Source organism: Enterococcus sp. GC34 (assembly GCF_040886645.1).
Lineage (GTDB): Bacteria > Bacillota > Bacilli > Lactobacillales > Enterococcaceae > Enterococcus > Enterococcus faecalis.
On record NZ_JBFOEF010000003.1, the window covers coordinates 202,962 to 228,103 of the forward strand.

25 protein-coding genes and 1 other annotated feature are annotated in these 25,142 nt (G+C 36.8%); of the genes, 7 read left to right on the forward strand and 18 right to left on the reverse strand.

Features of this window, described 5'->3' with window-relative positions:
- Window positions 1–1,371, forward strand: coding sequence for a 23S rRNA (uracil(1939)-C(5))-methyltransferase RlmD (rlmD, locus tag AB3I72_RS04650; RefSeq protein WP_002382523.1), 1,371 nt, complete (start codon window positions 1–3; stop codon window positions 1,369–1,371).
- 71 nt (window positions 1,372–1,442) lie between these two features.
- On the opposite strand, the gene AB3I72_RS04655 is transcribed toward rlmD, so the two are convergent.
- The 3 genes from AB3I72_RS04655 to AB3I72_RS04665 form a co-directional block, all read right to left on the reverse strand.
- Entirely contained in the window at window positions 1,443–1,691 is a 249-nt protein-coding gene (locus tag AB3I72_RS04655; RefSeq protein ID WP_002356434.1) for a GlsB/YeaQ/YmgE family stress response membrane protein, read from the reverse strand.
- A 180-nt stretch (window positions 1,692–1,871) separates the two neighbouring features.
- Window positions 1,872–4,994, reverse strand: a complete 3,123-nt coding sequence (ebgA, locus tag AB3I72_RS04660) for a beta-galactosidase subunit alpha (protein WP_002397876.1) — start codon at window positions 4,992–4,994, stop codon at window positions 1,872–1,874.
- The gene (locus AB3I72_RS04665; RefSeq protein ID WP_002359464.1) at window positions 4,927–6,426 is read right to left on the reverse strand and encodes an amino acid permease; all 1,500 of its coding nucleotides are present in this window, start codon (window positions 6,424–6,426) and stop codon (window positions 4,927–4,929) included. Before AB3I72_RS04665 ends, ebgA begins: the two co-directional genes overlap by 68 nt.
- Window positions 6,427–6,574: 148 nt before the next feature.
- Here AB3I72_RS04665 and AB3I72_RS04670 point away from each other — a divergent pair, with 148 nt between their 5' ends.
- Both AB3I72_RS04670 and AB3I72_RS04675 read left to right on the forward strand, forming a co-directional pair.
- Entirely contained in the window at window positions 6,575–7,405 is an 831-nt protein-coding gene (locus AB3I72_RS04670; protein WP_086279895.1) for an AraC family transcriptional regulator, read from the forward strand.
- 318 nt (window positions 7,406–7,723) lie between these two features.
- Window positions 7,724–8,596 (forward strand): LPXTG cell wall anchor domain-containing protein, encoded by an 873-nt coding sequence (locus tag AB3I72_RS04675; RefSeq protein ID WP_176944508.1) that lies wholly within the window; start codon window positions 7,724–7,726, stop codon window positions 8,594–8,596.
- Between the two features lie 249 nt (window positions 8,597–8,845).
- Here the strand turns inward: AB3I72_RS04675 and rplL are convergent, their stop codons facing one another.
- The 6 genes from rplL to lsa(A) form a co-directional block, all read right to left on the reverse strand.
- A complete protein-coding gene (gene rplL / locus AB3I72_RS04680) occupies window positions 8,846–9,214 on the reverse strand; it encodes a 50S ribosomal protein L7/L12 (RefSeq protein WP_002382519.1) in 369 nt (122 codons plus the stop codon).
- A 62-nt stretch (window positions 9,215–9,276) separates the two neighbouring features.
- Window positions 9,277–9,777, reverse strand: a complete 501-nt coding sequence (gene rplJ / locus AB3I72_RS04685; RefSeq protein ID WP_002388423.1) for a 50S ribosomal protein L10 — start codon at window positions 9,775–9,777, stop codon at window positions 9,277–9,279.
- Window positions 9,778–9,969: a hypothetical protein gene (locus AB3I72_RS04690; RefSeq protein ID WP_104842350.1), complete on the reverse strand. Its 192-nt coding sequence runs from the start codon at window positions 9,967–9,969 to the stop codon at window positions 9,778–9,780.
- Window positions 9,907–10,036 (reverse strand) — a sequence feature (ribosomal protein L10 leader region). Its footprint overlaps the gene before it by 63 nt.
- Window positions 10,037–10,098: 62 nt before the next feature.
- Window positions 10,099–10,788 carry a 50S ribosomal protein L1 gene (gene rplA / locus AB3I72_RS04695; RefSeq protein WP_086279886.1) on the reverse strand — a complete coding sequence of 230 codons (690 nt, stop codon included), beginning with the start codon at window positions 10,786–10,788 and terminating at the stop codon, window positions 10,099–10,101.
- 111 nt (window positions 10,789–10,899) lie between these two features.
- Entirely contained in the window at window positions 10,900–11,322 is a 423-nt protein-coding gene (gene rplK / locus AB3I72_RS04700; RefSeq protein WP_002356424.1) for a 50S ribosomal protein L11, read from the reverse strand.
- A 122-nt stretch (window positions 11,323–11,444) separates the two neighbouring features.
- A complete protein-coding gene (gene lsa(A) / locus AB3I72_RS04705) occupies window positions 11,445–12,941 on the reverse strand; it encodes an ABC-F type ribosomal protection protein Lsa(A) (RefSeq protein ID WP_104806376.1) in 1,497 nt (498 codons plus the stop codon).
- Window positions 12,942–13,316: 375 nt separating this feature from the next.
- On the opposite strand from lsa(A), the gene sdaAB reads away from it, so the two are divergent.
- Together sdaAB and sdaAA are read left to right on the forward strand one after the other, a co-directional pair.
- On the forward strand, window positions 13,317–13,985 hold the full coding sequence (sdaAB, locus tag AB3I72_RS04710) for an L-serine ammonia-lyase, iron-sulfur-dependent subunit beta (RefSeq protein WP_002414070.1): 669 nt from the start codon (window positions 13,317–13,319) through the stop codon (window positions 13,983–13,985).
- Between the two features lie 22 nt (window positions 13,986–14,007).
- The gene (gene sdaAA / locus AB3I72_RS04715) at window positions 14,008–14,880 is read left to right on the forward strand and encodes an L-serine ammonia-lyase, iron-sulfur-dependent, subunit alpha (RefSeq protein WP_002367199.1); all 873 of its coding nucleotides are present in this window, start codon (window positions 14,008–14,010) and stop codon (window positions 14,878–14,880) included.
- A gap of 64 nt (window positions 14,881–14,944) precedes the next feature.
- Here sdaAA and AB3I72_RS04720 read toward each other — a convergent pair whose 3' ends face one another.
- From AB3I72_RS04720 to AB3I72_RS04730, 3 genes are read right to left on the reverse strand one after another with little or no spacing between them, the layout of a single operon-like run.
- Window positions 14,945–15,790, reverse strand: a complete 846-nt coding sequence (locus AB3I72_RS04720; protein WP_368023626.1) for a M55 family metallopeptidase — start codon at window positions 15,788–15,790, stop codon at window positions 14,945–14,947.
- Window positions 15,787–16,890: a M42 family metallopeptidase gene (locus AB3I72_RS04725; RefSeq protein WP_104806377.1), complete on the reverse strand. Its 1,104-nt coding sequence runs from the start codon at window positions 16,888–16,890 to the stop codon at window positions 15,787–15,789. Before AB3I72_RS04725 ends, AB3I72_RS04720 begins: the two co-directional genes overlap by 4 nt.
- 13 nt (window positions 16,891–16,903) lie before the next feature.
- Window positions 16,904–18,532, reverse strand: coding sequence for a peptide ABC transporter substrate-binding protein (locus AB3I72_RS04730; protein ID WP_368023627.1), 1,629 nt, complete (start codon window positions 18,530–18,532; stop codon window positions 16,904–16,906).
- Between the two features lie 77 nt (window positions 18,533–18,609).
- On the opposite strand from AB3I72_RS04730, the gene AB3I72_RS04735 reads away from it, so the two are divergent.
- Window positions 18,610–19,332 (forward strand): MurR/RpiR family transcriptional regulator, encoded by a 723-nt coding sequence (locus AB3I72_RS04735; protein ID WP_048941895.1) that lies wholly within the window; start codon window positions 18,610–18,612, stop codon window positions 19,330–19,332.
- Window positions 19,333–19,424: 92 nt separating this feature from the next.
- Here AB3I72_RS04735 and AB3I72_RS04740 read toward each other — a convergent pair whose 3' ends face one another.
- The 4 genes from AB3I72_RS04740 to rpmG form a co-directional block, all read right to left on the reverse strand.
- Complete coding sequence (locus AB3I72_RS04740) at window positions 19,425–20,312, reverse strand: alpha/beta hydrolase (RefSeq protein WP_061101050.1); 888 nt, start codon at window positions 20,310–20,312, stop codon at window positions 19,425–19,427.
- Between the two features lie 110 nt (window positions 20,313–20,422).
- Window positions 20,423–20,968, reverse strand: a complete 546-nt coding sequence (gene nusG, locus AB3I72_RS04745; protein WP_002384070.1) for a transcription termination/antitermination protein NusG — start codon at window positions 20,966–20,968, stop codon at window positions 20,423–20,425.
- Between the two features lie 124 nt (window positions 20,969–21,092).
- Window positions 21,093–21,263 carry a preprotein translocase subunit SecE gene (secE, locus tag AB3I72_RS04750; protein ID WP_002356409.1) on the reverse strand — a complete coding sequence of 57 codons (171 nt, stop codon included), beginning with the start codon at window positions 21,261–21,263 and terminating at the stop codon, window positions 21,093–21,095.
- Between the two features lie 20 nt (window positions 21,264–21,283).
- Complete coding sequence (rpmG, locus tag AB3I72_RS04755; RefSeq protein WP_002356408.1) at window positions 21,284–21,436, reverse strand: 50S ribosomal protein L33; 153 nt, start codon at window positions 21,434–21,436, stop codon at window positions 21,284–21,286.
- A gap of 285 nt (window positions 21,437–21,721) precedes the next feature.
- Between rpmG and cbpA the strand changes: the two genes are divergently transcribed.
- Window positions 21,722–22,360, forward strand: coding sequence for a cyclic di-AMP binding protein CbpA (cbpA, locus tag AB3I72_RS04760; protein WP_002365057.1), 639 nt, complete (start codon window positions 21,722–21,724; stop codon window positions 22,358–22,360).
- Window positions 22,361–22,507: 147 nt separating this feature from the next.
- On the opposite strand, the gene AB3I72_RS04765 is transcribed toward cbpA, so the two are convergent.
- Window positions 22,508–24,106, reverse strand: coding sequence for a glycosyltransferase family 39 protein (locus tag AB3I72_RS04765; RefSeq protein ID WP_368023628.1), 1,599 nt, complete (start codon window positions 24,104–24,106; stop codon window positions 22,508–22,510).
- Between the two features lie 63 nt (window positions 24,107–24,169).
- Window positions 24,170–25,072, reverse strand: a complete 903-nt coding sequence (gene murB, locus AB3I72_RS04770) for a UDP-N-acetylmuramate dehydrogenase (protein WP_002356404.1) — start codon at window positions 25,070–25,072, stop codon at window positions 24,170–24,172.
- Window positions 25,073–25,142 lie beyond the last annotated feature (70 nt).

A 25,142-nucleotide genomic window follows, 5' to 3' on the forward strand; every position in this document is an offset into this window, starting at 1 on the left:
ATGACCCAACAACTAGTAAAAAAAGGCCAACAAATTTCTTTAAAAATTAAACGATTAGGAATTAATGGCGAAGGTATCGGCTATTATAAAAAATTAATTATTTTCGTTCCTGGGGCGCTACCCAAAGAAGAAGTGACTGCCACGATCACAAATGTTACACCCAAATTTGCTGAAGGAACCCTTCAATCTGTCAAAAAAGCTGCTAAAGATCGCGTGGTCCCTCCTTGTCCTGTCTATGAAACATGTGGCGGCTGCCAACTACAACATTTAGCCTACAAAGCACAATTAGACTTTAAAAAAGATTTATTGAAGCAGGCGCTTAACAAATTTAAACCAGTCAATTATCAAAACTATGAACTACGAAAAACAATTGGGATGGAGAATCCTTGGAATTATCGAAATAAAGCCCAATTCCAATTACGCCAAATCGATGGCCAAGTAGAAGCTGGTCTCTATCAAGCTGATTCACATCAATTAGTACCGATTGATAACTGTTTGGTCCAACAGCCTGCGACAACCAAGGTGATGAATACATTAGTTGATTTATTGAATGACTTTCAATTACCAATTTATGATGAACGTAAAAATAGTGGTATCTTTCGAACATTAATGGTTCGAGTGGGCATCCAAACTGGCGAAGTCCAAGTAGTGTTCATTACACAATCGCAGAAATTTCCACAAAAAGAAAAAATGGTTCGCGCAATTAATGAACAATTACCAGAAGTTGTTTCTATTATGCAAAATGTTCAAAATAAAAAAACCTCTCTAGTAATGGGTGATGATACCCTTCACTTATGGGGCAAAGAAAGCATTGAAGAACACATTAACGACGTTGTCTTTGATTTATCGCCGCGAGCATTTTTCCAATTGAATCCAGAACAAACGGAAATTTTATATAATGAAGGAATCAAGGCCTTAGATTTACAACCAAATGAAACTGTTGTTGATGCTTATTGTGGCGTCGGGACCATTGGCTTAAGTTTAGCGAAACAAGCACATCAAGTTCGTGGTATGGATACCATTCCCGCCGCAATTGACGATGCTAGATTCAATGCAAAACGACTTGGTGTTACGAACACACATTATGCTGTTGGAACAGCTGAAGACTTATTACCTAAATGGTTCAAAGAAGGTTTTAAACCTGATGCCATTGTAGTTGATCCCCCACGGACTGGTTTGGATCGTAAATTATTAACGGCCCTTTTGAAACAACCACCTAAGAAAATGGTGTATATTTCTTGTAATGTATCCACGTTAGCACGTGATTTAGTTCAATTAGCCAAAGTATATCAAGTAAACTATTTACAATCTGTTGATATGTTTCCACAAACCGCTCGTTGTGAAGTTGTCGTAAAATTAACGAGAAAATAAAAAAAGGCACCAAGTTTCACGAAATTCGTGAGACTTGGTGCCTTTAACTAATTAAACAATTATTTACTTAATTAGCTATTTTTTCGTCCGAAGAAGAATGAAACCACAGCAACTAAAATTACTGCCCCAATAATTGATGGCACAATTGCCATACCTGCTACGTGAGGACCCCAGCTACCTAAGATTTTTTCTCCGATAAATGAACCAACTAAACCGGCAACGATATTCGCAATCCAACCCATTGATTGACCTTTGCTTGTAAGCGCGCCAGCGATAGCACCGATAACAGCACCAACGATTAAAACCCATAAAGTATGCATAAAATAATTCCTCCTAAATGCTTTATCTAGCGAATAATTCGCTATGTTACTATTATGGACTACTTTTATTAGATAACAAAATAGTTTGCTTGTTTCCATGAAAAAAAAGCAATAATTTCTGATAATTTCATTAAAAAAGCTCAGAACAGGAGACCGAAGTGCACTGTTCTGAGCTTTTATTTAAGAAATCGTTGGTCGTTTTACTCGTTCATGTGCGACATCCGCTGCTTGAATCTCTTTATTATTAAAAGGTGTTAAGCGGAATGCCAATTGGAATTCTTCAAACGTAGTCCGGTATTTTTCTAATTGCCACTGGCCACAAGAGTAGCTACCTAGGGCGTTTTGTTTGTAATCGATATTTAAAACAACATACTCACTTTCTTGTAATTCATTGGTATGCTTAGCAACATCTAGCGCTTGTTCTTCAAAATAAGAAACACTAAAATTATATGAATCAGCCGCTGTTGCTACTACCCCTTGGCCGCGATCATCCGTGAATGCGGACCATTTAGTCGCCATGTGGTTACCATTGGCTTGTGGAACAACATAATTAGTGAACATTTCCGCCACTGTAGCATCATAAACGCCAAGTAAACCAGCTTCTTGTGAATCTACATAGTTTTCTCTCGGCCCTTTACCGAAATATTTTACTTCTGATAGAGACTTGTCTAAATGGAGAGTCACACCCAAACGTGGTAACATATCTGGCGCATTTTCAATTTTACCAGCAGGACTACCTTTTAAGTCGAAGAAAATTTCGCCATTTGGTGCAATTAAATACTGATAGGTACATTGATAATGCCAAGCACTGTTAGTCGTTCCGTTAATTGTTTTTACGATGACTTGGATAAAATCATCAACTTTTTTCCACTCAAAAGAACGGACAATTTCATGCTCTAAATGTAAGAAATATTTCTTCTTCATTTCATCAATAATTTCCATATCATTACTGATTGGTGCCCGCCAAAATGTAAATTTCGGCCCTTTATGCAATAGTTTTTTACCATCTCGTGTCACATTCGTTAAGGCGCCCTTCACTTTATCAAAATTAATTGAAAAGTTTGGTCCTTCAATGTATAAATGAGGGCCAATTTCCTTTGCCATCAACGTGCCAACTGGTGTGATCTCAATCCCTGGTGTTGCAATTGGCAATTCAAACTGTGCGGTAGCTAATTCATGACCAGCAGATGCATAGGCGGTCGTTTCTTTCAATTGATATGAAAGAGTTAAATAATAGGCGGCTCCTGCCTTTTTAGGAAAATCTAAATGATAAGGTAAGTGCAGTCTTCCTTCTGCTCTAGCAGCAATTGCTGGCACTGCTACTGTCCCTGATTGAATCACTGTTTGATCTTCAGTAATTGTATAAACCAGCTTAAAGATAGCCAAGTTTTCAAAGTCAAAACGACTCAATAATGAGAATTCACCTGACAGAACGTCAATAGCGCTAGTTGTAATGGGTTCAATGACTTTTTTGTATTCATACAAGCTAGGAGATGGCGTACGGTCAGGCATCAACATCCCATCAATACAAAAATCTTTGTTACTTGGATCATCGCCGAAATCGCCGCCATAACGATAATAAACTTCACCGTTATCTGTTACCGATTCAATGCCATGGTCAAACCATTCCCAAATAAAGCCACCTTGTAATTTATCATGAGCATAAAATAGCTCTTGATATTCTTTTAAATTCCCAGGGCCATTCCCCATCGCATGACAATATTCACATAAAATATGCGGTTTTTTTGAATTTTCAATAATCGTATTCATCAGTAATTCTCTAGTTGGGTGTTCCAACCACGTATACATTGTAGAATAGACATCCGTGACCTCTGCTTCAAAATCACCTTCATAATGGACCAAGCGTGTCGGATCCATTTCTTTGGCAATACGGGCCATTTCAATAAAGTTATGACCAAACGCAGATTCATTTCCTAACGACCAAAAGAGAATTGATGGATGATTTTTATCCCGTTGAATCATCCGTACCATCCGAGAAACATAAGCCGTTTCCCATTCTGGATCGTTGCTAATCCAATCATATTCTCCAGTTAATTCAAAGCCGTGACATTCCAAATCAGTTTCATCAATCACATACATTCCATATTCATCGCATAAATCATAGAAATAAGCAGATGCTGGATAATGACTGGTTCGAATGGCATTAATATTAAATTGTTTCATTAAACGAATATCTTTTTCAATTTCTTCACGACTAACCACTCGACCATTTTTCGGATTATAATCATGACGATTCATTCCTTTTAGTTTAATGGCCACACCGTTGACTAAGAAAGTCTCACCAGATACATGAATATTTCTGAAACCAACTTTTTGCGGAATAACTTCGACGACTTCCCCTTCAGAAAAAACAGTGATAAATAGCTGATACAAGTATGGTTTTTCCGCTGACCAAGCAGTGACAGACGGTAAACTTGCTGAAAATTCAACCGTACCTTGATTTCCTGCGACAGTCTCTTTAAGAACCGTTTTTCCCTGCTGATCCATCAACTCCAATTGAACTTGTTGTCCTTTGTCTTGCCAAAATTTACCGGTAATTGCCAAGTGGCCATTTTGATACGAATCATCTAAATCGGAAATAATAAAGAAATCTTCCAGCCCATTTTCTGGTACACCAAGTAATTCAACATCACGAAAAATACCACTTAACCACCACATATCTTGATCTTCTAAATACGTACCATCTGACCATTGATAGACTCGCACCGTTAAATCATTTGTTTCACCAATTTTAGCGTAAGGCGTAATGTCAAATTCTGCTTCATTTCGTGCACCTTTACTGTAGCCAACTTCATGGCCGTTCACCCAAACATGATAAGCTGAATCTACGCCACAAAAACGTAAAATGATTTTTTTATCATGAAATGTTTCATCTATAGCAAATGTCCGTTTGTAAATACCTGTTGGGTTTTCCGTTGGTACATACGGCGGATTAATGGGAAAATTGTACCATAAATCAGAGTAATGCATTTTGCCATATCCTTGGACTTGCCAATTTCCAGGAACAGTGATTTGATCCATTTGGCTTGTATCAAAGTCCGTCGCAAAAAAGTTTTCTGGGCTGTATTCTGGCGCTTCTAAAAAAAGAAAATGCCAGCGTCCGTTTAAATTTTTGTATGCTTGTGTATATTTATTTTCATTTAGTAAGGCTGTTTCTTTCGAAGGAAAGCTCGAAAAATGTGCTCGTCCAGGCAACCGATTGATACTATCTACTTTATAATTTTCCCAAGTCTTCATAATCCATTTCTCCTTTACCAACTTCATTTTTTTCTTTTGTTTCATACCGTTTCCAGCAAATCCAAGCAAAGCCCATAAAGACAATTAAACCAATGATGTTATACGCCAACATGCCCAGTGGACTAGCGGTTCCTTTCGGTAACGTGCCATTGATTTCTTCCATGATTAATTTTGGATCCGGCACAGTTGACATAAAGAATACAAAGATAAAAATGGCTAATAAGAAAATCCCCGCAATTAAGCCAAAGGTTCGATTACCAAAGCGGAAACTTCTCGGCATTGTTTCTTTTTTCCAACGAAGCCCAATATAGGCGATTAACAAGAACAAGACAGGTACTAATGACGTAGAAGCTGTCATATTAATTAACGTTTCTAAAAAGCTATCCATATTTCCAATTCCTAATGCTGGAATGGCAACTAAAATCGTCACAATAATTCCTTGAACTAACAAAGCATTGGTTGGATTTCCCTCTTCGTTCGTTTTCACTAGCCACTTACCGAAGACCCCATCAGGAATTTCTGAGAAAAATACTTTAACTGGTGCTGCCGTCCACAGAGCCAAAGAACCAAGACTTCCGACAAATAAGATAATTCCTACTAAGCGCACCATCATTGCTGCGGGAATATGGAAATACGTACCTAAAATTTTAAAGATATCAAAAATACCATTTGAAAAATTTCCTTTTAAGACGTCCGTTGGCACTACCAAACCTACAGCAACGGCACCAAGAATATACATGATACCGACCGCAATCGTTGCACCAATCATCGTGCGGACAAACGTTTTATTGCCGCCTTTAACATCCTTAATGTATACGCCGATACTTTCACCACCGCCAACAGCTTGTAAAATCCACGCCATCGTCATGAAAAAAGTCCAATTAAAAGTTGGCATAATTGACGTCGTGGTAAATTCTTGTGCTGGCTCATTGCCAAAACCAAACACGACGACAAAGGCTAAAACCACAAAAGCCACGCCCATAAATAAACGAGCACCACCCGCTAAGCTAGTCACTTTCGAAATCCACGAAACCCCTTTAATACAAACCCATGTCATTAACCAAAATAACAGAATAGAAATCACTGCAATTATTTTAGTACTATGGTTTCCTTGAAAAACGTTTTGACCTAAAAAAGCGTATGAACCATAAATCAATGTATTCGGTAGTAATGAACAGAAGAAAAACAAGTTGACAAAGAAATATGACCAAGCGCCTAAAAATGCCCATTTAGGTCCTAACACAGATTCCAACCAACTGTGAACACCTGACTCATTCTCAGAATTAGCAGAAGCAAATTCTGCAATCATTAGAATAAATGGTAAAAAGTAAAAAATAGAGCCGAATAAATAGCCTGGAATAGTTGCTAGGCCAATCTGAATACTGTTGTTGACAATGCTGGGAAAGGCAAAAACCGCTGAAAAAGTCATGAGCATCAATGCGACAGAACCTAATCGTTCCCGTGAATGTGTTGCCATTTTACTACATCCTCTCTTTATCAAATTAATTAGTACTTACACATTGTAAAACGCTTACAGTTTTTTAAAAATAAAAAATGTTGCCTATTTCTTGTAAAGATGTTGACTTTTAGAAAGCCTTTACATACTCTTATAAAGAGGTGATAGCATGCAAAATGTTTTTACAAATAATGTCAGCATCCTGATTAATGATCAACCTATTAGCCAAGAATTTCATCTTTATGAAGCTGGCTATGAAAAATGCCGCCCGACAAAACCAACTGAGTTTGCCCCTATTAATTATTGGGTTTTGCATTATTGTAGCGATGGTGAAGGCTATTTTTCAACACCCTTTATGGAAAAACAACACATTACCGCTGGCGATTTGTTTATGATTCCAGCCAATTGTCGCAATATTTATTATCCTAATCGGCAAAATCCTTGGACCTATCATTGGGTCGGTTTTGTTGGAGATCTTTCGTCTCAGTATTTAGAAAAAATAGGCCTGACTACCGAAAATTGTATTTTAAAAGGAACTGTTGATAAGAAATTAGAAAGTTTATTTAAAAATATTTACCAAGAAGCGAAGAAACATAATCATTTTGGCAGTTTAAGTGAAAGCTTTCAATTGTTGAATTATCTAGAGCATCATTCCGTTACACAGCACGAAAATCAAAGCCAACAATTATTTAACCAAATTAAAATGACTATTCACGAAAATTTTTCAAACAATCTTTCAATTAGTCAATTAGCTTCTGAATATAACATTGATCGTAGCTATTTATTTAAGCTGTTTCAGCGTTATGAACAAACAAATCCTAGTATTTATGTACAAAACTTAAAATTGCAAAAAGCCTGTTCTCTGTTAAGAAAAAGTTCCTTAACCATCACGGAAATCAGTTTTGAAGCAGGTTTTTCTTCGCCTTCTTATTTTTCAAAATTTTTCTTCCAGAAAAAAGAGATGACGCCTCGACAATATCGTCAACAGTTTTTGACTTAAAATAAATTGTCATTATTCTTAAATCTGTATTTTTATCCTTTTAAAAGATTGACGAGTTTTCGCTATGCAGCATACTTGTCAATCTTTTATATAATGACTAATTTACTCGAAACTACCATTAAGCGAATACAGTACTTCTATAACCAACACCTTTGAAATATTTTGACACTAATGTAATGCTCTCTATGGATCGTTTTTTTGATAGATTAACAGTTTAAAATTTATATTTTTTATCACCCAGTATATATTCTTAAGCTTTTCTTAATATTTAATTGTTACAAAAACATTTCGAAAATGTTACAATAGGTAACGAAAGGAATGATTAAAATGAAAAAAATGTTTTTAGGACTCTTTTGTTTTGTTTCGCTTGCCACACTATCAGTTTCTAATGTATGGGCAGAAGATTCGGCTAATGAAGCTTCTGTGGAAAAGTCAACAGTTACTTCTTTAACGCAAGAAACTTCGGCAACAACAATTAATGCTTCAACTGATTCAACAGCACTTACAGCTGAAAGCGAGGAACTTCCATCGCTTCGTCAAACACTTCTTAATTACGTAGGTATGTATGGTTTAACAGAAACCTTGATAAATCGTTTATCTGATGACGAACTGGCCTACGCAAAAAAAGTTTCGTTTCATTTTGTAAACCAAGACATCAGTGGAACAGCAAGAATGATTACTAAATTATATGGTGAGAAACCTATCCCGGAGGACTCCTACTCTACAGATTACTCAACATTAACGATTGATGACTTAAAAAATTATTTACCTCAAATTCGACTTTCGTTAATTTATGTATATGATTTAAATAGTGATGTTGTAAATAATTTAAGCGATCAAACACTCATCGATTTAATTAATCAAGTCAAGGTAGACTACGCTAACCAAAATTATCCATCTGATGTTCGTGGCGATTATGGTTTAGCATCAATGGCAGATAAAATAAAAGCAAACGATTATACGTCAATTAATCAAAGTGCTGAAAGTGTTTCTTCGGATACTACTAATACAGAATCTACATTACAAACAACTACAAGCAGTTCGAAGAAAGCTACTACATCAAGTTCAACTGAGCACAAAAAGGGGATATTTCCCAGTACTGGCGAAAAAAAATCAGTTTTATTTACCATCATTGGAATCATCTTACTATCTTTAGTCAGTATATTCATTATAAAGAATAAAAAGAATTAGACCTACTATTCAATCATTATTTAAATAATTTGCTTTTTATCAAATAATATTGGTAACGAGAACTTATAGAAATTATCAAATCCAGAGGTTAAGATCCTCTGGATTTTCTCTTTAGCTATGAATACTTATCTTTATTAAACGAAAAGTTTATTTTGACAATCAATTCACTAACTTTACCACCATTTAAAAGCTTAATAAAAAAGAACCCTTGCCACACAAGGGTTCTCGAACATTCAAAAGTTGAATGAATTATTTTACTGTTACTGAAGCGCCAACTTCTTCTAAAGCAGCTTTTAAAGCTTCTGCTTCTTCTTTAGAAACGCCTTCTTTAACTGGTGCAGGAGCGCCATCAACTACAGCTTTAGCTTCTTTCAAGCCTAAGCCAGTTGCTTCACGAACTGCTTTGATAACTTTAACTTTTTGATCGCCAGCTGCTGTTAATTCAACAGTGAATTCAGTTTGTTCTTCTGCTGCTCCACCTGCTGCTGGTCCAGCTACTGCTACAGGAGCTGCTGCTGATACGTCAAATTTTTCTTCGATAGCTTTAACTAATTCGCTTAGTTCTAAGATAGTTGCTGTTTCTAACTCAGCAACGATGTTTTCAATGTTTAATGCCATTTTGAATTTCCTCCATTTAAATTAAAATTGTTTGTTTTTTATTTGTTTGAATTAGACTGCAATTAAGCAACTTCTTCGTTTTTCTCTGCCACTGCTTTGACAGCGTAAGCCACGTTGCGGACTGGCGCTTGTAATACAGATAATAGCATAGATAGTAAACCTTCGCGGTTTGGTAGTTTTGCCAACGCAGTAATTTGTTCCACTGAAGAAACTTTTCCTTCGATGACGCCACCTTTGATTTCTAATGCTTTTGCATCTTTAGCAAATTCGTCGATGATTTTAGCTGGTGCTACTACATCGTCGTTGCTGAATGCGACAGCAGTTGGGCCTGTAAAGACTTCGTCTAAGCCGTCTAAACCAACTTTTTTAGCTGCACGAGAAAGGATTGAGTTTTTGATGACTTTCATTTCTACGCCTGCTTCACGTAATTGTTTACGTAAGTTAGTGACTTCTTCAACTGTTAAACCACGGTAGTCCACGATTACAACTGATGCTGCTGATTCAAATTTCTCAGCGGCTGCTTGAACTAGGCTTTCTTTTTTAGCGATTGCTGCTTCACTCATTTATTTCACCTCCTGATTTTGATGGTGGAGTTGGACTTGGTTTACGATATGTAAAGTAGAAGAATCAAATGAAACTTCGCTCACTTCGTTCGCCAAGTATTGTTTTATATCGGCTTTTTTTAAAAAGTCGTGTAAAACAACAAAACTCCATGCCACCGTAGACATAGAGGGACCGAATTGTATATAACTCAACAATTGTCCTCGGTAGGAAATTAAGACTTGCGTCACCTACTGTCTTCGGTACAGTTAATTATTAACCTCACTCACTTTACCATAGGGTAAGTGAGTGAGTCAAGAATTTTTTAATTATTTTCTTTCAAATTAGAAAGAAGTTTGGTCAACGTGGATTCCAGGTCCAAATGTTGTTGTTACTGAAATGTTTTTGATGTATTGACCTTTAGCAGTTGATGGTTTAGCTTTCAATAATACGTCGTTAATTGTGTTGAAGTTTTCAACCAATTTTTCGTTATCAAATGAAACTTTACCGATTGGTACGTGGATGTTACCAGCTTTGTCGACGCGGTAAGTTACTTTACCAGCTTTAACTTCTTCAACAGCTTTTGTAACGTCCATTGTTACAGTACCAGTTTTAGGGTTTGGCATTAAACCTTTTGGTCCTAAGACACGGCCTAATTTACCAACTGTAGCCATCATGTCAGGAGTCGCAACAACTACGTCAAAGTCGAACCATCCACCTTGGATTTTTGCAACCATGTCGTCGTCGCCTACGAAATCTGCACCAGCAGCTTCAGCTTCTTTAGCTTTTTCGCCTTTAGCGAATACTAAAACAGTTTGTGTTTTACCAGTTCCGTTTGGAAGCACAACTGCTCCACGGATTTGTTGGTCTGCTTTTTTAGGGTCAACGTTCAATTTGTAAGCAACTTCAACTGTTGCGTCAAATTTCGCGATGTTTGTATCTTTTGCTAAAGCTACTGCTTCTTCAACTGAGTAAGCTTTTGTAGCATCAACTTTTTTCAATGCTTCTTGCATTTTTTTGCTCTTTTTAGCCATTTTGTTTCCTCCTTGATTGTGGTTATAACGGTTGTACCTCCCACGTCTTTCATATCTTTAAATATGAAACGAACTGAGAAGCTACTTCTTTGAGTAAGTGTGGAATAAAAATTATTCTACGATGATACCCATGCTTCGTGCAGTTCCTGCAACCATGCGCATTGCTGCTTCAACGTCAGCGGCGTTTAGGTCTGCCATTTTAAGTTCAGCGATTTCTTTCACTTGATCGCTTGAAACTGTTGCAACTTTAGTTTTGTTTGGTTCACCTGAACCTTTTTCGATTTTTGCAGCTTTTTTCAATAAGACTGCAGCAGGTGGTGTTTTAGTAATGAATGTAAATGAACGATCTTCATATACAGAGATTACTACTGGAATAATCAAGCCTGCTTGGTCAGCTGTACGAGCATTGAATTCTTTAGTGAATCCCATGATGTTGATACCTGCTTGACCTAACGCTGGACCTACTGGTGGAGCTGGTGTTGCTTTCCCCGCAGGAATTTGTAATTTAACGATTTTTTCTACTTTTTTAGCCACGAAAATACCTCCTTAAGTTCTCGTGCGTGGTTAATGGGGTTGAGATTTCCCCTCCCACTCAACGTACATTTAAAACATACCCTATTACTATACAGGATTCCCTTTACTTTTTCAAGATGTTTTTATGATTTCAAGGCAATTTTTTTATCTGTTATTTTCTTCATGAAATGTGCATCATGATCAATCACTAGCATTGCAGGCTTCACAGATAAGATTAGCGCTTCTAATTGTTGATGATTAAACACATCCAAGTAATTAAGGGGTTCATCCCAAATATAAAGTTCAGCTGATTGAGACAATGATTTGGCTACTTCGACTTTTTTCCGTTGCCCCATACTCATTTGTTCAATTCGATTAGTGAAAACGGCGCGCTCCATCCCAAGTTTTCGTAAGTTATTTAAAAATTGGGTGTAATCTAACTGATTTTTCTCTGCAAATTCGGATAAAGTTCCTTGATTGTCTTCATAATCTTGGCGCACATAAGAAATGGTTAATTGGTGAGCCAAAGTGGCTTCGCCTTCTGAATCCCCAGAAAAATTATCCAATAAATACTGAATTAAGCTCGATTTTCCTGAGCCATTTTTTCCTGTTATTCCGACAATTTCTCCCGCGTTTATTGAAAAAGAAATTGGCGCAAATAGCCAATTTTTCTCGTAGCCCAGACGAAGCTCTTCCACCGTCAATAATGTTTTGTGATGCGTTGGCTGATAATCCATTGACAAAGGCTCAATATACTCAAGATCTTTTAATAGTTTTTCTTTTTCTGCTAATTGTGTTTCGGCGCGTTGTTGAATGTGTTTCGAACGCTTCATTACGCGCGCAGCCCGGGCACCAATGGCTCCTGTATCAAAAATCGCCCCGCTTCCTTTTTCCTTAGCGTTGCCGTACTTATCACCTTCACGGTTCATCGACCATTCCGCTTTTTTACGAGCGGTTTCTTTCAAGCGATTGACTTCTTTTTTGATTTTTTCATTTTCTGCCAGTTCAAAAGCATCTCTTAATTTTTTTTGCTCTTCATAAATAGAAAAATTCCCTTGATACAGTGTCAATTGACTTTTTTCAATCGCCAAAATATGATCAACTACTTCATCAACAAATGCCCGATCGTGGCTGACTAAAATAAATCCGTGTTTCTTTTTCTTCAAATATTCAGCCACTTGTTGTCTGCCAGCTAGATCTAAATGATTTGTTGGCTCGTCAATTAAAGGAAAGGCATTTTCTTCAATAAAAAGAAGACCTAATAAAACTTTCGTCTTTTCGCCGCCTGATAAAGAAGAAAAGGGCCGCCATAAAACTTCAGGATCAACGTTTAAAAGCGTTAATTCTCGTTCTAATTCCCACTGTTCAAAAGAAGTCACCTCTTGTAAGACATAATAAGTGAGCTGTTGTTCTTCTGCAACTGTTTGTGGAAAATAGACGAAATCGACTTGATGAAGAATCTCTCCTTGGTAATCCAACTGCTTTTGTAACAATCTTAATAAGGTTGTTTTCCCACGGCCATTGCGGCCAATCAATCCTAATTTCCAATTGGTATCCATCGTGATATTTGCCTGATCAAAAAGCAATACTTCTTGATTATCATAGGCAAAAGATAGTTGTTTTAGTTCAATTTTCGACATAAATATACCTCCATAAAGCAAAATTGATGCAGCTTTACGGAAATCAGCGGCATCAATCCAAGGTATACAAAAAGACCCGTGGCTGAATTCTTTAAGCTAATTTCCGAAAATCCGCACACTCCACCCGTTATATTCAGGCAAAGTTATACAGTTTCTCTAAAAAATTAACTTAAATTTTCAACGCACGAATCCCTCTTTTCGTCTTTTATTATCTAGAATTTAGCATCTCTTCACTGATTTGTCAACGAAGGCCCCTTGCTTTCATTCTGATAAAAATTTAAATTATTCGCTAAAACACAAGCGATTGCCTAGTTCCCCGCCATTTTTTGTGTTAGACTTCCAATGAAAACATATTCTAATGAAGAAGGTGCTGAAATGGAAGAGTTACGCTTTAATAGTGTTTTTGATATTATCGGACCCGTTATGATTGGTCCAAGCAGTTCTCATACAGCTGGAGCGGCAAGAATTGGAAAAGTGGTTCGCAGTATTTTTGGACAGCAACCTGATAGCGTTGACATTTATTTATATGAGTCTTTTGCCAAAACTTATCGTGGTCACGGAACAGATATCGCCTTAGTTGGCGGCCTTTTAGGTATGGAACCAGATGATGAGCAATTAGCCAATTCTTTGGAAATTGCTTATGAACAAGGAATGGAAGTTTGTTTTATTCCTAAAAGTGAAAAAGCAGACCACCCTAATTCCGTTAAAATTGTGGTTTCTTCTGGCGACCGAAAACTATCTGTGACAGGAATTTCAATTGGTGGTGGAAACATTCAAATTTCTGAATTAAATGGCTTCAAATTGTCTTTAAGTATGGGCACGCCAACATTTATTGTTGTCCATCAAGATGTTCCTGGCATGATTGCTAAGGTGACCAACATCCTTTCAGCTAGCGATATCAATATTAGTACAATGACCGTTACCCGAGAATCTAAAGGGGAAAAAGCGATCATGATTATTGAAGTTGATCAAGCTGAAGTCGGTGACATTGTCATGCAATTAGCTGAAATCCCTCATATATATAGCGTTAACTATTTTGACTAAATGAACGTAAAGGAGTAATACGATGTTTTATTCAATTGAAGATTTGGTAGCTCAAGCGAAAGAGTACCCTTCTGTGAGCGAATTAATGATTGCAACAGAAATGGCTCATGGCGGGTATTCTCGTGAACGAATTATTGAAACAATGGAAAAAAATCTAGCCGTTATGAAACAATCTGTCGCTGAAGGAATAGCTGGTGTTACCTCAGTAACAGGGCTAACTGGTGGCGATGCAACCCGCTTAAATGATTACATACATTCAGGCAACTTTTTAAGCGGTGAGACCATTTTACAAGCCGTGCGAAATGCGATTGCTGTTAATGAAGTTAATGCAAAAATGGGCTTGATTTGTGCTACACCAACCGCAGGCAGTGCTGGAGTAGTTTCTGGCGTCTTGTTGGCAGTTATTGATCGCTTAAAGTTAACGCATCAGCAACAATTGGATTTTCTATTTACAGCTGGGGCTTTTGGCTTAGTGATTGCCAACAATGCCTCAATCAGTGGTGCCGAAGGTGGTTGTCAAGCTGAAGTCGGTTCTGCTAGTGCAATGGCCAGTGCCGCTTTAGTTGCGGCTTCTGGCGGTACGCCTGATCAATCTGCTCAAGCTGTGGCCATTACGATAAAAAATATGATGGGCCTCATTTGTGATCCTGTTGCGGGACTTGTTGAAGTCCCTTGCGTGAAGCGAAACGCATTAGGTTCTTCTCAAGCCTTCATCTCAGCTGACATGGCTTTAGCGGGGATTCGAAGTGTCATTCCACCAGATGAAGTCATCCACGCAATGTACCAAGTGGGTCGCCAAATGCCACAAATTTTCAAGGAAACAGCTGAAGGCGGTCTTGCGGTGACACCAACTGCACAACGTTTAAGCAAAGAAATTCTAGAGAAACAAAAATAGAAATAACTATAGCAAGAAGCTTACAGAAAAAAATGTCCATTCGTTTTTTCCGTAAGCTTCTTCTTTAATAACTTGTTCCGCCTAAACCAACTACAGCGACAATTCCATTCATGACATCTTTCATCGTTTCACCTACAAATGAAACAGTTCTACCATCAATGCGTTTAATCATTGGTAACATTTCAATGCGATCTGCTTGTGCTGTCGTCACACATTGCAATTTTACAGTTGCTGGTGTTTGCAAGGCATATCGGGGTAATTCAGACAACGCAAAGGAAGTTAACACCTGACTTGTAGTTGCTACGATAGCTTCCCGAACTTGTTGCATGGGTCTATTTTTGATTGCATAACGTCCCAGAGATTCTTTGGTGGAAACAAAGGGGACTTCGGGCATCATTTTTTCTTGAAAAATTTGTTCCTCTAAGCCTGATTCACCGATAATTAAACCAACAGGGACACCTAATTCGCTAGCGTAAGCTGCATTAATTGTCGTTTCATTCATCGCTAAGTCGTTTATTTTTAAATCATAAGCAACACTAGCACTATACCCATGATCCATATTCCCTTTTTGTTTACCAATACCGGCATGATAACCTAAGAAAAAGACTACATCATAGCTACTATCCAAGCCACTCATCATATAATCCATGCGAGGAAAGCCGCTCACTAAGGAAATTCGTTCATCCATTTCTGCCAAGCGCGCATAAGCTAAATTCAATCCACGGCTATGCGAATCGGCAATAGTAATTTCTGTAATTTGTTCATTTTTAGCACTCTTTTGAATCCCTTCAATCAACCAAGCCACATGTTGGTGATATAATTCTCGGAATAAAACGGTATCCTCTTTTTCCATATCAAATGTCGCAATACCTGCTAATCCTTCAATATCGCATGATACATAAATCTTCATTTGTTCCACTCCTTTGACAATGGCTGAACCAGTGCTTGAATTTTGTCAGCATCTAAATTTTTGATTAATTGAATGACTAATTCTTTCGCCGCTTGGTAATCTTGAAAGTCCACATAGCAATGGGGTGTGTGAGCGTAACGGACAGGAATTCCTACAACAATCGTCGGGGCTCCTTGAACTTGTGTAATCGCCATGCCATTGGTTCCACCACCACTTCGAACAGAAACTTGAACAGGGATTTTGTGTATTTTAGCAATCTCTAGTGCATACTCTTGAAATTCCGGATTCGTAATCATAGAAACATCAAAATAGCGTAACATCGGTCCTTTTCCCATTGCTGATTGAATCATCTCTGGCGTTTCTGCCGTATCATCAGCCGGGCAGCCTTCGAAAACAATAGCTAAATCAGGATTGACTTGCTTTGCGGCAATAAGTGCTCCTCTTTCGCCAACTTCTTCTTGTGCAGTTATTGTCGCAACTAACTTGAATGGAAGTGTCTCTTCTTTCAACTCCTCCATGACATCCACTAAGCAAGCACAGCCAATGCGACAATCAAAAGCTTTTCCTAAAAAAAGATCTGTCTGTTCGTTGTAACAACACGTCACATCTGGAATGACCGGTGCACCAAGATCGATTTTGTACGTTTCAATTACTTCTTCTTTTGAGGTAGCGCCAATGTCGATCGTCAAATCAGCAATGGTTAATGGCCGCTGACGTTCCTCTGGTGTCATAAAATGAGGGGGTCGACTAGTAACTACGCCTGGCAGATAAGTGCCTTCCCGGTTACGAATCCGAACTTTTTGTGCAGAAATCGTATTAGGGACCCAGCCACCTAACGGAAGAAAACGCAACAAGCCGTTTTCTTTAATTGCTTGAATCATAAAACCCACTTCGTCACTATGAGCATCAAAAAGCACAACTGGACCTTCACTTAGATTATTTTTCTTCTCAAGATATAAATTTTTAATGGCATCTAGCCGTTGAATAGTAAAATCCGCAGTTGCGTGTTGAAGGATTCTAACGACTTCTGTTTCAAAGCCTGAAACACCATTAGCATTTGAAAGTTCCTGAATTAATTGAACAGCTTGACTTTTTTTCATTTTTTCCCAACCTTTACTTGTCACTGATAGAGACTGATTTGTAATAGCCTGAACCTAATGGACCATAGACTAAATTTTGGACAGAATCGTCCACTAAGCGTGCTTCTGTTAATTGATAAAGAGGAACTAGGGGTGCTTCTTCCGCAACCAATTGATCCGCTTTTTGTAATGTTTTCCAACGTTCTTCATATTTATTTGCATAAGTTACGTTTGCTTCTTGAAGCAACTGATCGAAGGTCTTATTAGACCATTTACCAAAATTATTGGAATTTTTTGATTGCAGTAAGTTTAAGAAATCGATTGGATCAGCATATACTGGCGTCCAGCCACCAACCACAATGTCGAAATCTCCGCTGCGACTTTTTTCTAAACGATTATTAAAAGGAACTGGCGAAACATTGACTGTTAAATTTTCTAAATTATCTGCTAAAGCTCCTTGAACATACTCACTGATTTTTTTAGCATTTTCTGTATCCGAACTTAAAATCGTTAGCTCCGCTTTTTCAATTCCTAATTCTTTTTTAGCCGTTTGCCATAACTCTTTCGCTTTTTCTGGTTCACTAGGATTTAAATCTCCTAATTCCTCTGCAAAATCTTTTTGCGTTTCTTGATTAGTGAAACCTGTTGGCACGAAGCCAAGTGCTTTTTTTGAGCCATCATTTAAAACATTTTTAGCTAAACGTTCAGAATTCAATGATAATGCTATCGCTCGACGTGCATTCTTATTTGCCAAAAGATCTTTTTGCGTATTTAATTGGATATAATACGTTCCAGGAATTTCACGAATTTTCAAAGCTGCATTGCCTTGTTCTTGTGCAACAATTTCTCCAGAAATTTTTACAACATCTAATTCTTTCCCTTCGAAAAGATTTTTCCCAGTATTGACTTCTTTAACGACTTGGACATCCACCTTATCCAGCGAAACATTCGCTTGATCCCAATAATTTTTATTCTTCACATAGGACCAAGTATTATTCGTGCCATCCCAACCTTCCAATGTGAAAGCGCCATTGTAAAGTGTTGACTCAGCTGATGTACCATAGTTTTTGCCCGTTTTTTCGACAAATGCTTCATTTAAAGGATAAAAAGCTGGCACCGCCAATAACTGTTGAAAATAACTCATAGGATAGCTCAGCTCTACTTCCAAGGTATGGTCATCAATGGCTGTTACCCCTAGCTCTTCTTTGGATTTTCCACCGTCAACAATAGCATGATAATTTTTTAGCCCTTCAAAATAATACGCTTGCGGGGAAGCTGTTTTTGGGTCTACTGTGCGCTTCCAAGAATATTCAAAATCATTGGCTGTGATTGGCTCGCCGTTACTCCATTTTGCATCTTTTCGAATCGTAAAAGTATAGATTAAACCATCATTAGAGGGCTGTACTTTTTCAGTTGCCAATGCTGGTTTAGCTTCTCCTTTTTCGTCAAAGGAGAAAAGTCCCTCCCCTACTTGGCTCATTACATCTGCTGCTGTATTATCCATTGCCAACGACACGTCTGCCGTTGATAATTCCGAATCAATTCCGACCCGTAATACCTGTTGTTCTTGTTTTTTGGTTTCTTTCCCGACACTTCCACAGCCCGAGAGAAGTAAAACCGTGATTGCTGCCAAAGACAGCCTTTGCTTTGTTGCCCTTTTCATAAAAACACCTCATTTTTTTATTTTTTGATACCTTTTTCCCACAAAATTATTTATAATCTGATAAAGGAGGTTTGCTCATGAACTTAGATTACTTAAAAGAAACGTATCATTTAACGAAAACAGAAAGTCAGATTTTGTATTATTTGGATCAACAAAGTACGAACGCAGCCGATTTGAGTATTCGGGAAGTTGCCAAACACTGTTTTTCTTCGCCTAGTTCCATCATTCGTTTAGCCAAAAAATTAAATTTATCAGGTTATAATGAACTTATTTACAAATTAAAAGAAGCCCATTTTTCTCAGCCAATCCCTTTTGAAACAGCGCCTTCATTTGAAACAACCAACGAGTTTTGTCAACTGCTTGCCAAACACAAGAGTCATTTATTTGTTATTTTAGGTCATGACTTTTCACGACATTTGGCGGCTTACATTAGTGAAGTTTTCAATTTTCATGGCATCCCCAGCATCACAACAGCCTATACTCATTCGATAAATAGTCAAAATAATCAGAATTTTCTTTTTATCATTCTTTCACATTCTGGTGAAGAAAAATACCTAAAAGAAACAGCTCTGCTTGCGAAAGAGAAAAAACATCCTATCATTTCTTTTGTTGGCGCCAAAAATTCAACTCTTGGTCGACTGGCAGATCTCGTTTTTTCAACTGACTCTTACAGCCCGTTTTCAACAAGTGTCGCTCAGCCACAAATGTTTTTTGGCCAAACATTAATCACCTTTGAAGCCTTGATTTGTGCTTATTTAAATCATGAGGATTCCATGCCAATATCTCCTAAAAATAAATAATTTTATTTATTATAGCTGAAAAAAGCTATTTCGCTAGCCAAAGTATAGAAAAAGGCACATGTTCCATTTTTTATGGAACATGTGCCTTTTTGCTATTTTTTACTCGGCCATAGAAATTCGATTAGCAATTGATCTACTTCAGGATTTTCATGTAATTGGCTATGTTGTGCATTTTCTCCTTTAATAATCTGGCTAGTGACTTGAGTTCCTCGCTGTCTTAGCAAGGCGTTGACTGCTAAGGCACTAGATAACGGTACCGTTCCATCACTTAAATCTGTTGCACTTAATTGACCACCAATTAATAAAATGGGCAGTTTTTCTGGAACAACATTAATCATCTCTTGATAATCCAAATAGCGGCTACTTTTTTCTGTGGGGCCATTTTCTAGTTCCGTTTCGATGGTTTGCTGTTGACTCGTATCAATAAAATCATTGAAAGGTGCTCCAATGCTGACAAATTTTTCAATTTTAGGTAACGATGTGTCTTGCCCATAGGTTCCTAAATAACGTAAACCACTAACACCACCCATAGAGTGCCCGACAATATTGGCTTTGTTCACTTGATAATTTTTTTGTAAATAGAGTAATGTGTTTTTTATCCATTCTGTTTGATTCCATTCATTGTTTTTATTATCTTCAAATAGAACTTGAACACTGGGATTCGTCGCTTTGCCACTTAAAGCTCCTCGCTCTTTAACCACGGTCCCATCAGGTTTAACGAGTAGCACTAATTCTTGAGTTGTGGCACCTTGTTTCTCCAAGCGATGAAGTAACGAGCCAAACGAATTTTTAGTTCCCGCGTAACCATGAAAAAAGAGCGTTGGTGTTGTTGTGCGGTTTAACTCAACGGTTGCTTCTTTTGTGGCGGCTTGGTTGTCATTCTTCGTGGTTGCTCCAATTTGGCAAGCACTTAATAATAGAACAAGACCCATTAGCAAAGAAAAATAACGATATTTTTTGGCCTGTTTCATTTTTTTCATTCCTTTCTGCGATGAAATAAAAAAGGGCTTGGAAAAGAAGTCAGTTGACTGCTTTTCCAGACCCTACAATCTGTATCAATCAGCTGAACAATAGTTTGTCAGCTTGTTTATTAATCAATGTTATCGACTTGTTCAAAGTCTAATTCTGTACTTGTTTCACGACCAAACATATCGATGTTTACTTTTAATTTTTGTTTTTCTTCATCGATTTCTGTCACAACACCTTCAAGACCAGAAAAGGCACCTTCGATAATTTTCACTGTATCGCCTAGCGCTACTTCTAAGTCTGATTGACGGGTGCTCATGCCAATTGAACGTAAAATGTGGTTAATTTCTTCTTGTAATAAAGGAGCGGGTTTACTACCGGCACCATGTGAGCCTACAAAACCAGTTACGCCTGGCGTGTTACGAACAATATACCAAGAATCATCGGTCATAATCATTTCCACTAACACATAACCAGGGAAAGTTTTATGAACGATTTCTTTTTCTTTACCATTTTTGACTTCTTTTTCTGTTTCTTCTGGTACAACGACACGAAAAATATAATCGCCCATCCCCATGCTTTGTGCACGTGATTCAATGTTTGCTTTTACTTTATTTTCATAGCCTGAATAGGTGTGCAATACGTACCAATTTCTTTCAAAAGTTTCCATTACTGATTCGGCTCCTTTAAATGTTTTAGTTTATTTTTTTCGAGCAAATAAAAAAAGCTCAGTTTCCCGAAGCTTTTTCTCGAATACTATTATAGCACCCCTCGTCGGGAAATACTAGAATTAATTATTTTAAAATCCAGCCAAATGCCGTTTGGATAACAGTATCCATGATAAAGAACAATGCTGCAAATAAAATAGATGTTTCAATTACAACTAATGTATCTTTACGCAATTGTTTTTTTGTTGGCCAAGTTACTTGCTTCATCTCATCAGCAACGCTGCGGAAAAATTTCATGTTGATACCCTCCTCTAAATCTATTTCGTTTCTTTATGTAACGTGTATTGATTACAATATTTACAGAATTTATTGATTTCTAAGCGTTCGCCACGTTTACCTTCACTAACGGATTTAGAATAGTTGCGAGAGCCACAAACGGAACAAGCAAGAGCTGCTTTCTTTGTTGCCATGTTCTTCGACCTCCTCTATTCACAAATTTACTTCTTAACAGTACCATTATTCGAAAAAGTTGTCAAAGTTTAATTTACTTTTTAAAGAAGCGCTGTGCCGATTCTTACGTAATTTTTTACCATTATCGCGAATACGTGCTTGATTTCTTTTACAAAATATCTGATTTTTCTTTATTTTCTATTTATTTTAACAAAATTGCTTTTATTCTGAGGTCTCAGCTATTGTTTTCTGCTAAGTTATGATATGATAAATTTATTAAAAATGAACCCTTAGGAGGCCTGTTTATGTTATTAAAATCTGTAGTTATTAAAAAAGATAATTTAACAACAGTCAATGAATCTTGTACTCTAGAAGAAGCTCTTTCTATTTTAGAAGACTCAGGTTACCGTTGTGTCCCAATTTTAGACGAATCTGGAAAAATTTTCCGAGGAAATATCTATAAAATGCATATTTACCGCCATAAAGCAAACGGTGGCGATATGAGTTTACCTGTTACCTATTTGTTAAAAAATGCCACAAAATTTATTTATGTCAACACTTCATTTTTCAAGGTATTTTTTACTATTAAAGAACTACCTTACATTGCTGTTTTAGATGAAAATAATTATTTTTACGGCATTTTAACACACAGCACCTTATTAAATATTTTAGCGCAATCTTGGAATGTAAAACAAGGGAGCTATGTTTTAACGATTGCTTCAGTTGGTCAACAAGGCGACTTAGCAGCCATTTCAAAAATCATTGCCAAATATAGCAGCATCGCCAGCTGTATTACATTGGATGTTGATAGTGAAGAATTTGTTCGTCGCACACTTATTACTTTACCAGCCGGCACAACTGCCGAAACGTGTACAGCCATTGTAGAACATTTAGAGCGGAAAAACTTTAAAGTTGTAGAATTGGAAAATTTAGAAGACGAGTAAAATTTACGAATTACCAAACGAAAACTATTAGTAATATAAGTAAAAAACAACAATATAGCTCCTTTTATGGGAACTGTATCGTTGTTTTTTATTTTCTACTAAAATATCTCTATAATTTAGGGAACTGATGAATCTAAAATTGATTTTTTACAACTCATCAGTCCTTATTGGCAAAGAGCCTCTATAGTCCGTTGATGTAAATGATTTTTTTATTCCGTTTATAGAAACAATGTCATTAATTCGTGCCAAACCATTTGCCGATAAAAGATAGAAGAATGGTAAATACTGAATTAAATATCTAGATCGTCCACCTTCAAATAAAAGCAAATATAGAAATGCTCCTATAATCGTTAATTTTATTATTAATAGTGTACCTCCTTGAATGTCCTTAACAAAAAAAGATAACAACATTCCTAGTAAAACTATAATCCACAGTATTTGCATGACAAACCGAAGATTATTTGTACGTTTTCCTTGTTGATAGTAGGTATCTCTAAGCTTCGTTTGAAATTCACTTTTCGAAGGTTTTGTAGGATTTTGTGGTGTACCATCTCGTCCCCAACCAAAATCGCCACGATCAGTATTATTAAAATGTTTTACTAGAAGAAATTTAGTGTAACCTACCATCCCATAATCTTCCAACCGTTTCTTTATAGTTTCAGTTGTATATTTCTTTTTCTTTTCTAATGTAGGAAGGCTATTCACTTTTCTTGTATCTTTCTCACTATATCCTCCAGATCCAGTCAGACCCATCATTACAAAGTGCGTCCACGGTTTTTGCATCTCAGCATCATAATTAACGATTGTTTGCTGCTTCTGAAAAATTGAAAAACATCCCACAGTTATTATAAAGAAAAACATCGCTACAAAAAATGATAAAACATTTTTTTTATAAAGCTTTCCGGTAGTGAGTAATTTAATTCCCATAATAATAGTCCATGCTATTAAGAATACAATAGAGGAGGGCTTTAAAAGATAACAAATACCTAGAAGAATACCTATAAATATTAAATTCCATACGCCACTATTTTTTATCTCGATTTGTTTAGCATATAAAAGTAGCACAGCTGATATAACAGGAATCATTATTACATCAGTATATGGTACTAAAATCCATGGTGAAAACATCAATGAAAAAGAAGCCAAGTAGAAAGTTAAATATGCAACTTTTTTATTAAACAAATACTTAGCTGCTTTAAATAAGATAACAAATCCTATATCCATAAAAATTATATTCCACAACTGCCAGACAAACCAAGACGATCCCCAAGTATGATTAAACAGATTCATTACCTTAGAAATTCCATACATCAAAAAAAAGAAAAAAGAATTATTAGGATTTATTGATAGGTAATTACTGATAACTTCTTTATTTTCAGGCAAAGCACTTACACCATTAAAAATCGCTGATACATCCCAACCAATAGGAGCGGAAATATTAGTTAAGATAAACACTTGTAAACAAAAGCCAAAAATAAAATAAATGCCTGTAATTAATCCTATATTTTCCACAAATATTTTTTTTACACCAAACAGATATTTATCAATCCACTTTTTAACATGTTTACTAAAAAGGAGTACTACTATCGCAAGTATTGCTATTAACAGTATCAAAAAAAAATGGTTTGTAAGAGTACTGATTTTTAAGTTATCTGAGCGAAAAGCACCTATTAATGTTATCGAAATAAAAAATAAAAAAAGCCAATTTATGGCTGAAGGTAGCCATTTTTTATAAATAAAATTCATTATAATCTCCCTATGATCATAATACAAGTATACTTAATTTTCATTCGAAAAATTAAAGAGTCTTTAGACTTCTTCACCAATAATTCGAACTTCCGTTTGTAATTCAACATCAAATTTTTCTTTAATCACTTCTTGGATATGTGCAATTAATTCCACATAATCTGTTGCAGTTGCATGATCGATGTTAACAATAAATCCCGCATGCTTTTCAGAAATTTGAGCACCGCCCCATTTTAAGCCTTGTAAGCCAGCGTCTTGGATTAATTTTCCTGTAAAATGACCAACAGGGCGTTTAAAGACACTGCCACAAGAGGGATACTCTAGCGGTTGCTTCAGTTCACGAAGTTCCGTTAATTCATCCATTTGGGCTTTAATTTCTGCATGGTTTCCTTTTTCTAAAGCAAACGTTGCTTGCAAGACAATGCAATGTAATTCTTGAATTTCACTATGACGATAACGGAAATTCAGGTCTTCTTTCGTCATGGTTTGGATAGTTCCATCTGCCAACAGCACTTCTGCAGACTGGAAAACATCTTTAATTTCCCCGCCATATGCTCCAGCATTCATATAAACAGCACCGCCGACACTTCCTGGAATGCCACAAGCAAATTCAAAACCAGTTAAATCAGCTGCTAAGGCTTCGTAGGTTGTATCAATCAGCTTGGCACCAGCATCCACAATCATGGTGGTACCGGCTACTTTGATTTCTTTCATTTCTGTTAGCATAATCACGACATCGCGAATACCGCCATCACGAACAATCAAGTTGCTAGCATTGCCTAATACTAACCATGAAAGTCCTTGTTCTCGGCAATACGCCACAATCTCTTCGACTTCTTTTTTTGTTTTGGGTAAGGCCAACACATCAGCTGGGCCGCCTGTTTTGGTAAAGGTTACGTTTTTTAATGGTTCATCTACTAATAAAGTAATTTCGTTTAATGTTTCTAACATAGCTTTAGTGTTCACGAAAGTTAGTCCTTTCTTTTCAAAATATCTGTCTTATTCTAGCATGATAGAAAGAAAGTTGCTAGTCCTC

Excerpts from the sequence above, each read along its gene's own strand:
- rlmD (WP_002382523.1), top strand. The coding sequence starts at position 1 with ATGACCCAACAACTAGTAAAAAAAGGCCAACAAATTTCTTTAAAAATT.
- AB3I72_RS04655 (WP_002356434.1), bottom strand. The coding sequence starts at position 1,691 with ATGCATACTTTATGGGTTTTAATCGTTGGTGCTGTTATCGGTGCTATC.
- ebgA (WP_002397876.1), bottom strand. The coding sequence starts at position 4,994 with ATGAAACAAAAGAAAAAAATGAAGTTGGTAAAGGAGAAATGGATTATG.
- AB3I72_RS04665 (WP_002359464.1), bottom strand. The coding sequence starts at position 6,426 with ATGGCAACACATTCACGGGAACGATTAGGTTCTGTCGCATTGATGCTC.
- AB3I72_RS04670 (WP_086279895.1), top strand. The coding sequence starts at position 6,575 with ATGCAAAATGTTTTTACAAATAATGTCAGCATCCTGATTAATGATCAA.
- AB3I72_RS04675 (WP_176944508.1), top strand. The coding sequence starts at position 7,724 with ATGATTAAAATGAAAAAAATGTTTTTAGGACTCTTTTGTTTTGTTTCG.
- rplL (WP_002382519.1), bottom strand. The coding sequence starts at position 9,214 with ATGGCATTAAACATTGAAAACATCGTTGCTGAGTTAGAAACAGCAACT.
- rplJ (WP_002388423.1), bottom strand. The coding sequence starts at position 9,777 with ATGAGTGAAGCAGCAATCGCTAAAAAAGAAAGCCTAGTTCAAGCAGCC.
- rplA (WP_086279886.1), bottom strand. The coding sequence starts at position 10,788 with ATGGCTAAAAAGAGCAAAAAAATGCAAGAAGCATTGAAAAAAGTTGAT.
- sdaAB (WP_002414070.1), top strand. The coding sequence starts at position 13,317 with ATGGAAGAGTTACGCTTTAATAGTGTTTTTGATATTATCGGACCCGTT.
- sdaAA (WP_002367199.1), top strand. The coding sequence starts at position 14,008 with ATGTTTTATTCAATTGAAGATTTGGTAGCTCAAGCGAAAGAGTACCCT.
- AB3I72_RS04720 (WP_368023626.1), bottom strand. The coding sequence starts at position 15,790 with ATGAAGATTTATGTATCATGCGATATTGAAGGATTAGCAGGTATTGCG.
- AB3I72_RS04725 (WP_104806377.1), bottom strand. The coding sequence starts at position 16,890 with ATGAAAAAAAGTCAAGCTGTTCAATTAATTCAGGAACTTTCAAATGCT.
- AB3I72_RS04730 (WP_368023627.1), bottom strand. The coding sequence starts at position 18,532 with ATGAAAAGGGCAACAAAGCAAAGGCTGTCTTTGGCAGCAATCACGGTT.
- AB3I72_RS04735 (WP_048941895.1), top strand. The coding sequence starts at position 18,610 with ATGAACTTAGATTACTTAAAAGAAACGTATCATTTAACGAAAACAGAA.
- AB3I72_RS04740 (WP_061101050.1), bottom strand. The coding sequence starts at position 20,312 with ATGAAAAAAATGAAACAGGCCAAAAAATATCGTTATTTTTCTTTGCTA.
- nusG (WP_002384070.1), bottom strand. The coding sequence starts at position 20,968 with ATGGAAACTTTTGAAAGAAATTGGTACGTATTGCACACCTATTCAGGC.
- secE (WP_002356409.1), bottom strand. The coding sequence starts at position 21,263 with ATGAAATTTTTCCGCAGCGTTGCTGATGAGATGAAGCAAGTAACTTGG.
- rpmG (WP_002356408.1), bottom strand. The coding sequence starts at position 21,436 with ATGGCAACAAAGAAAGCAGCTCTTGCTTGTTCCGTTTGTGGCTCTCGC.
- cbpA (WP_002365057.1), top strand. The coding sequence starts at position 21,722 with ATGTTATTAAAATCTGTAGTTATTAAAAAAGATAATTTAACAACAGTC.
- AB3I72_RS04765 (WP_368023628.1), bottom strand. The coding sequence starts at position 24,106 with ATGAATTTTATTTATAAAAAATGGCTACCTTCAGCCATAAATTGGCTT.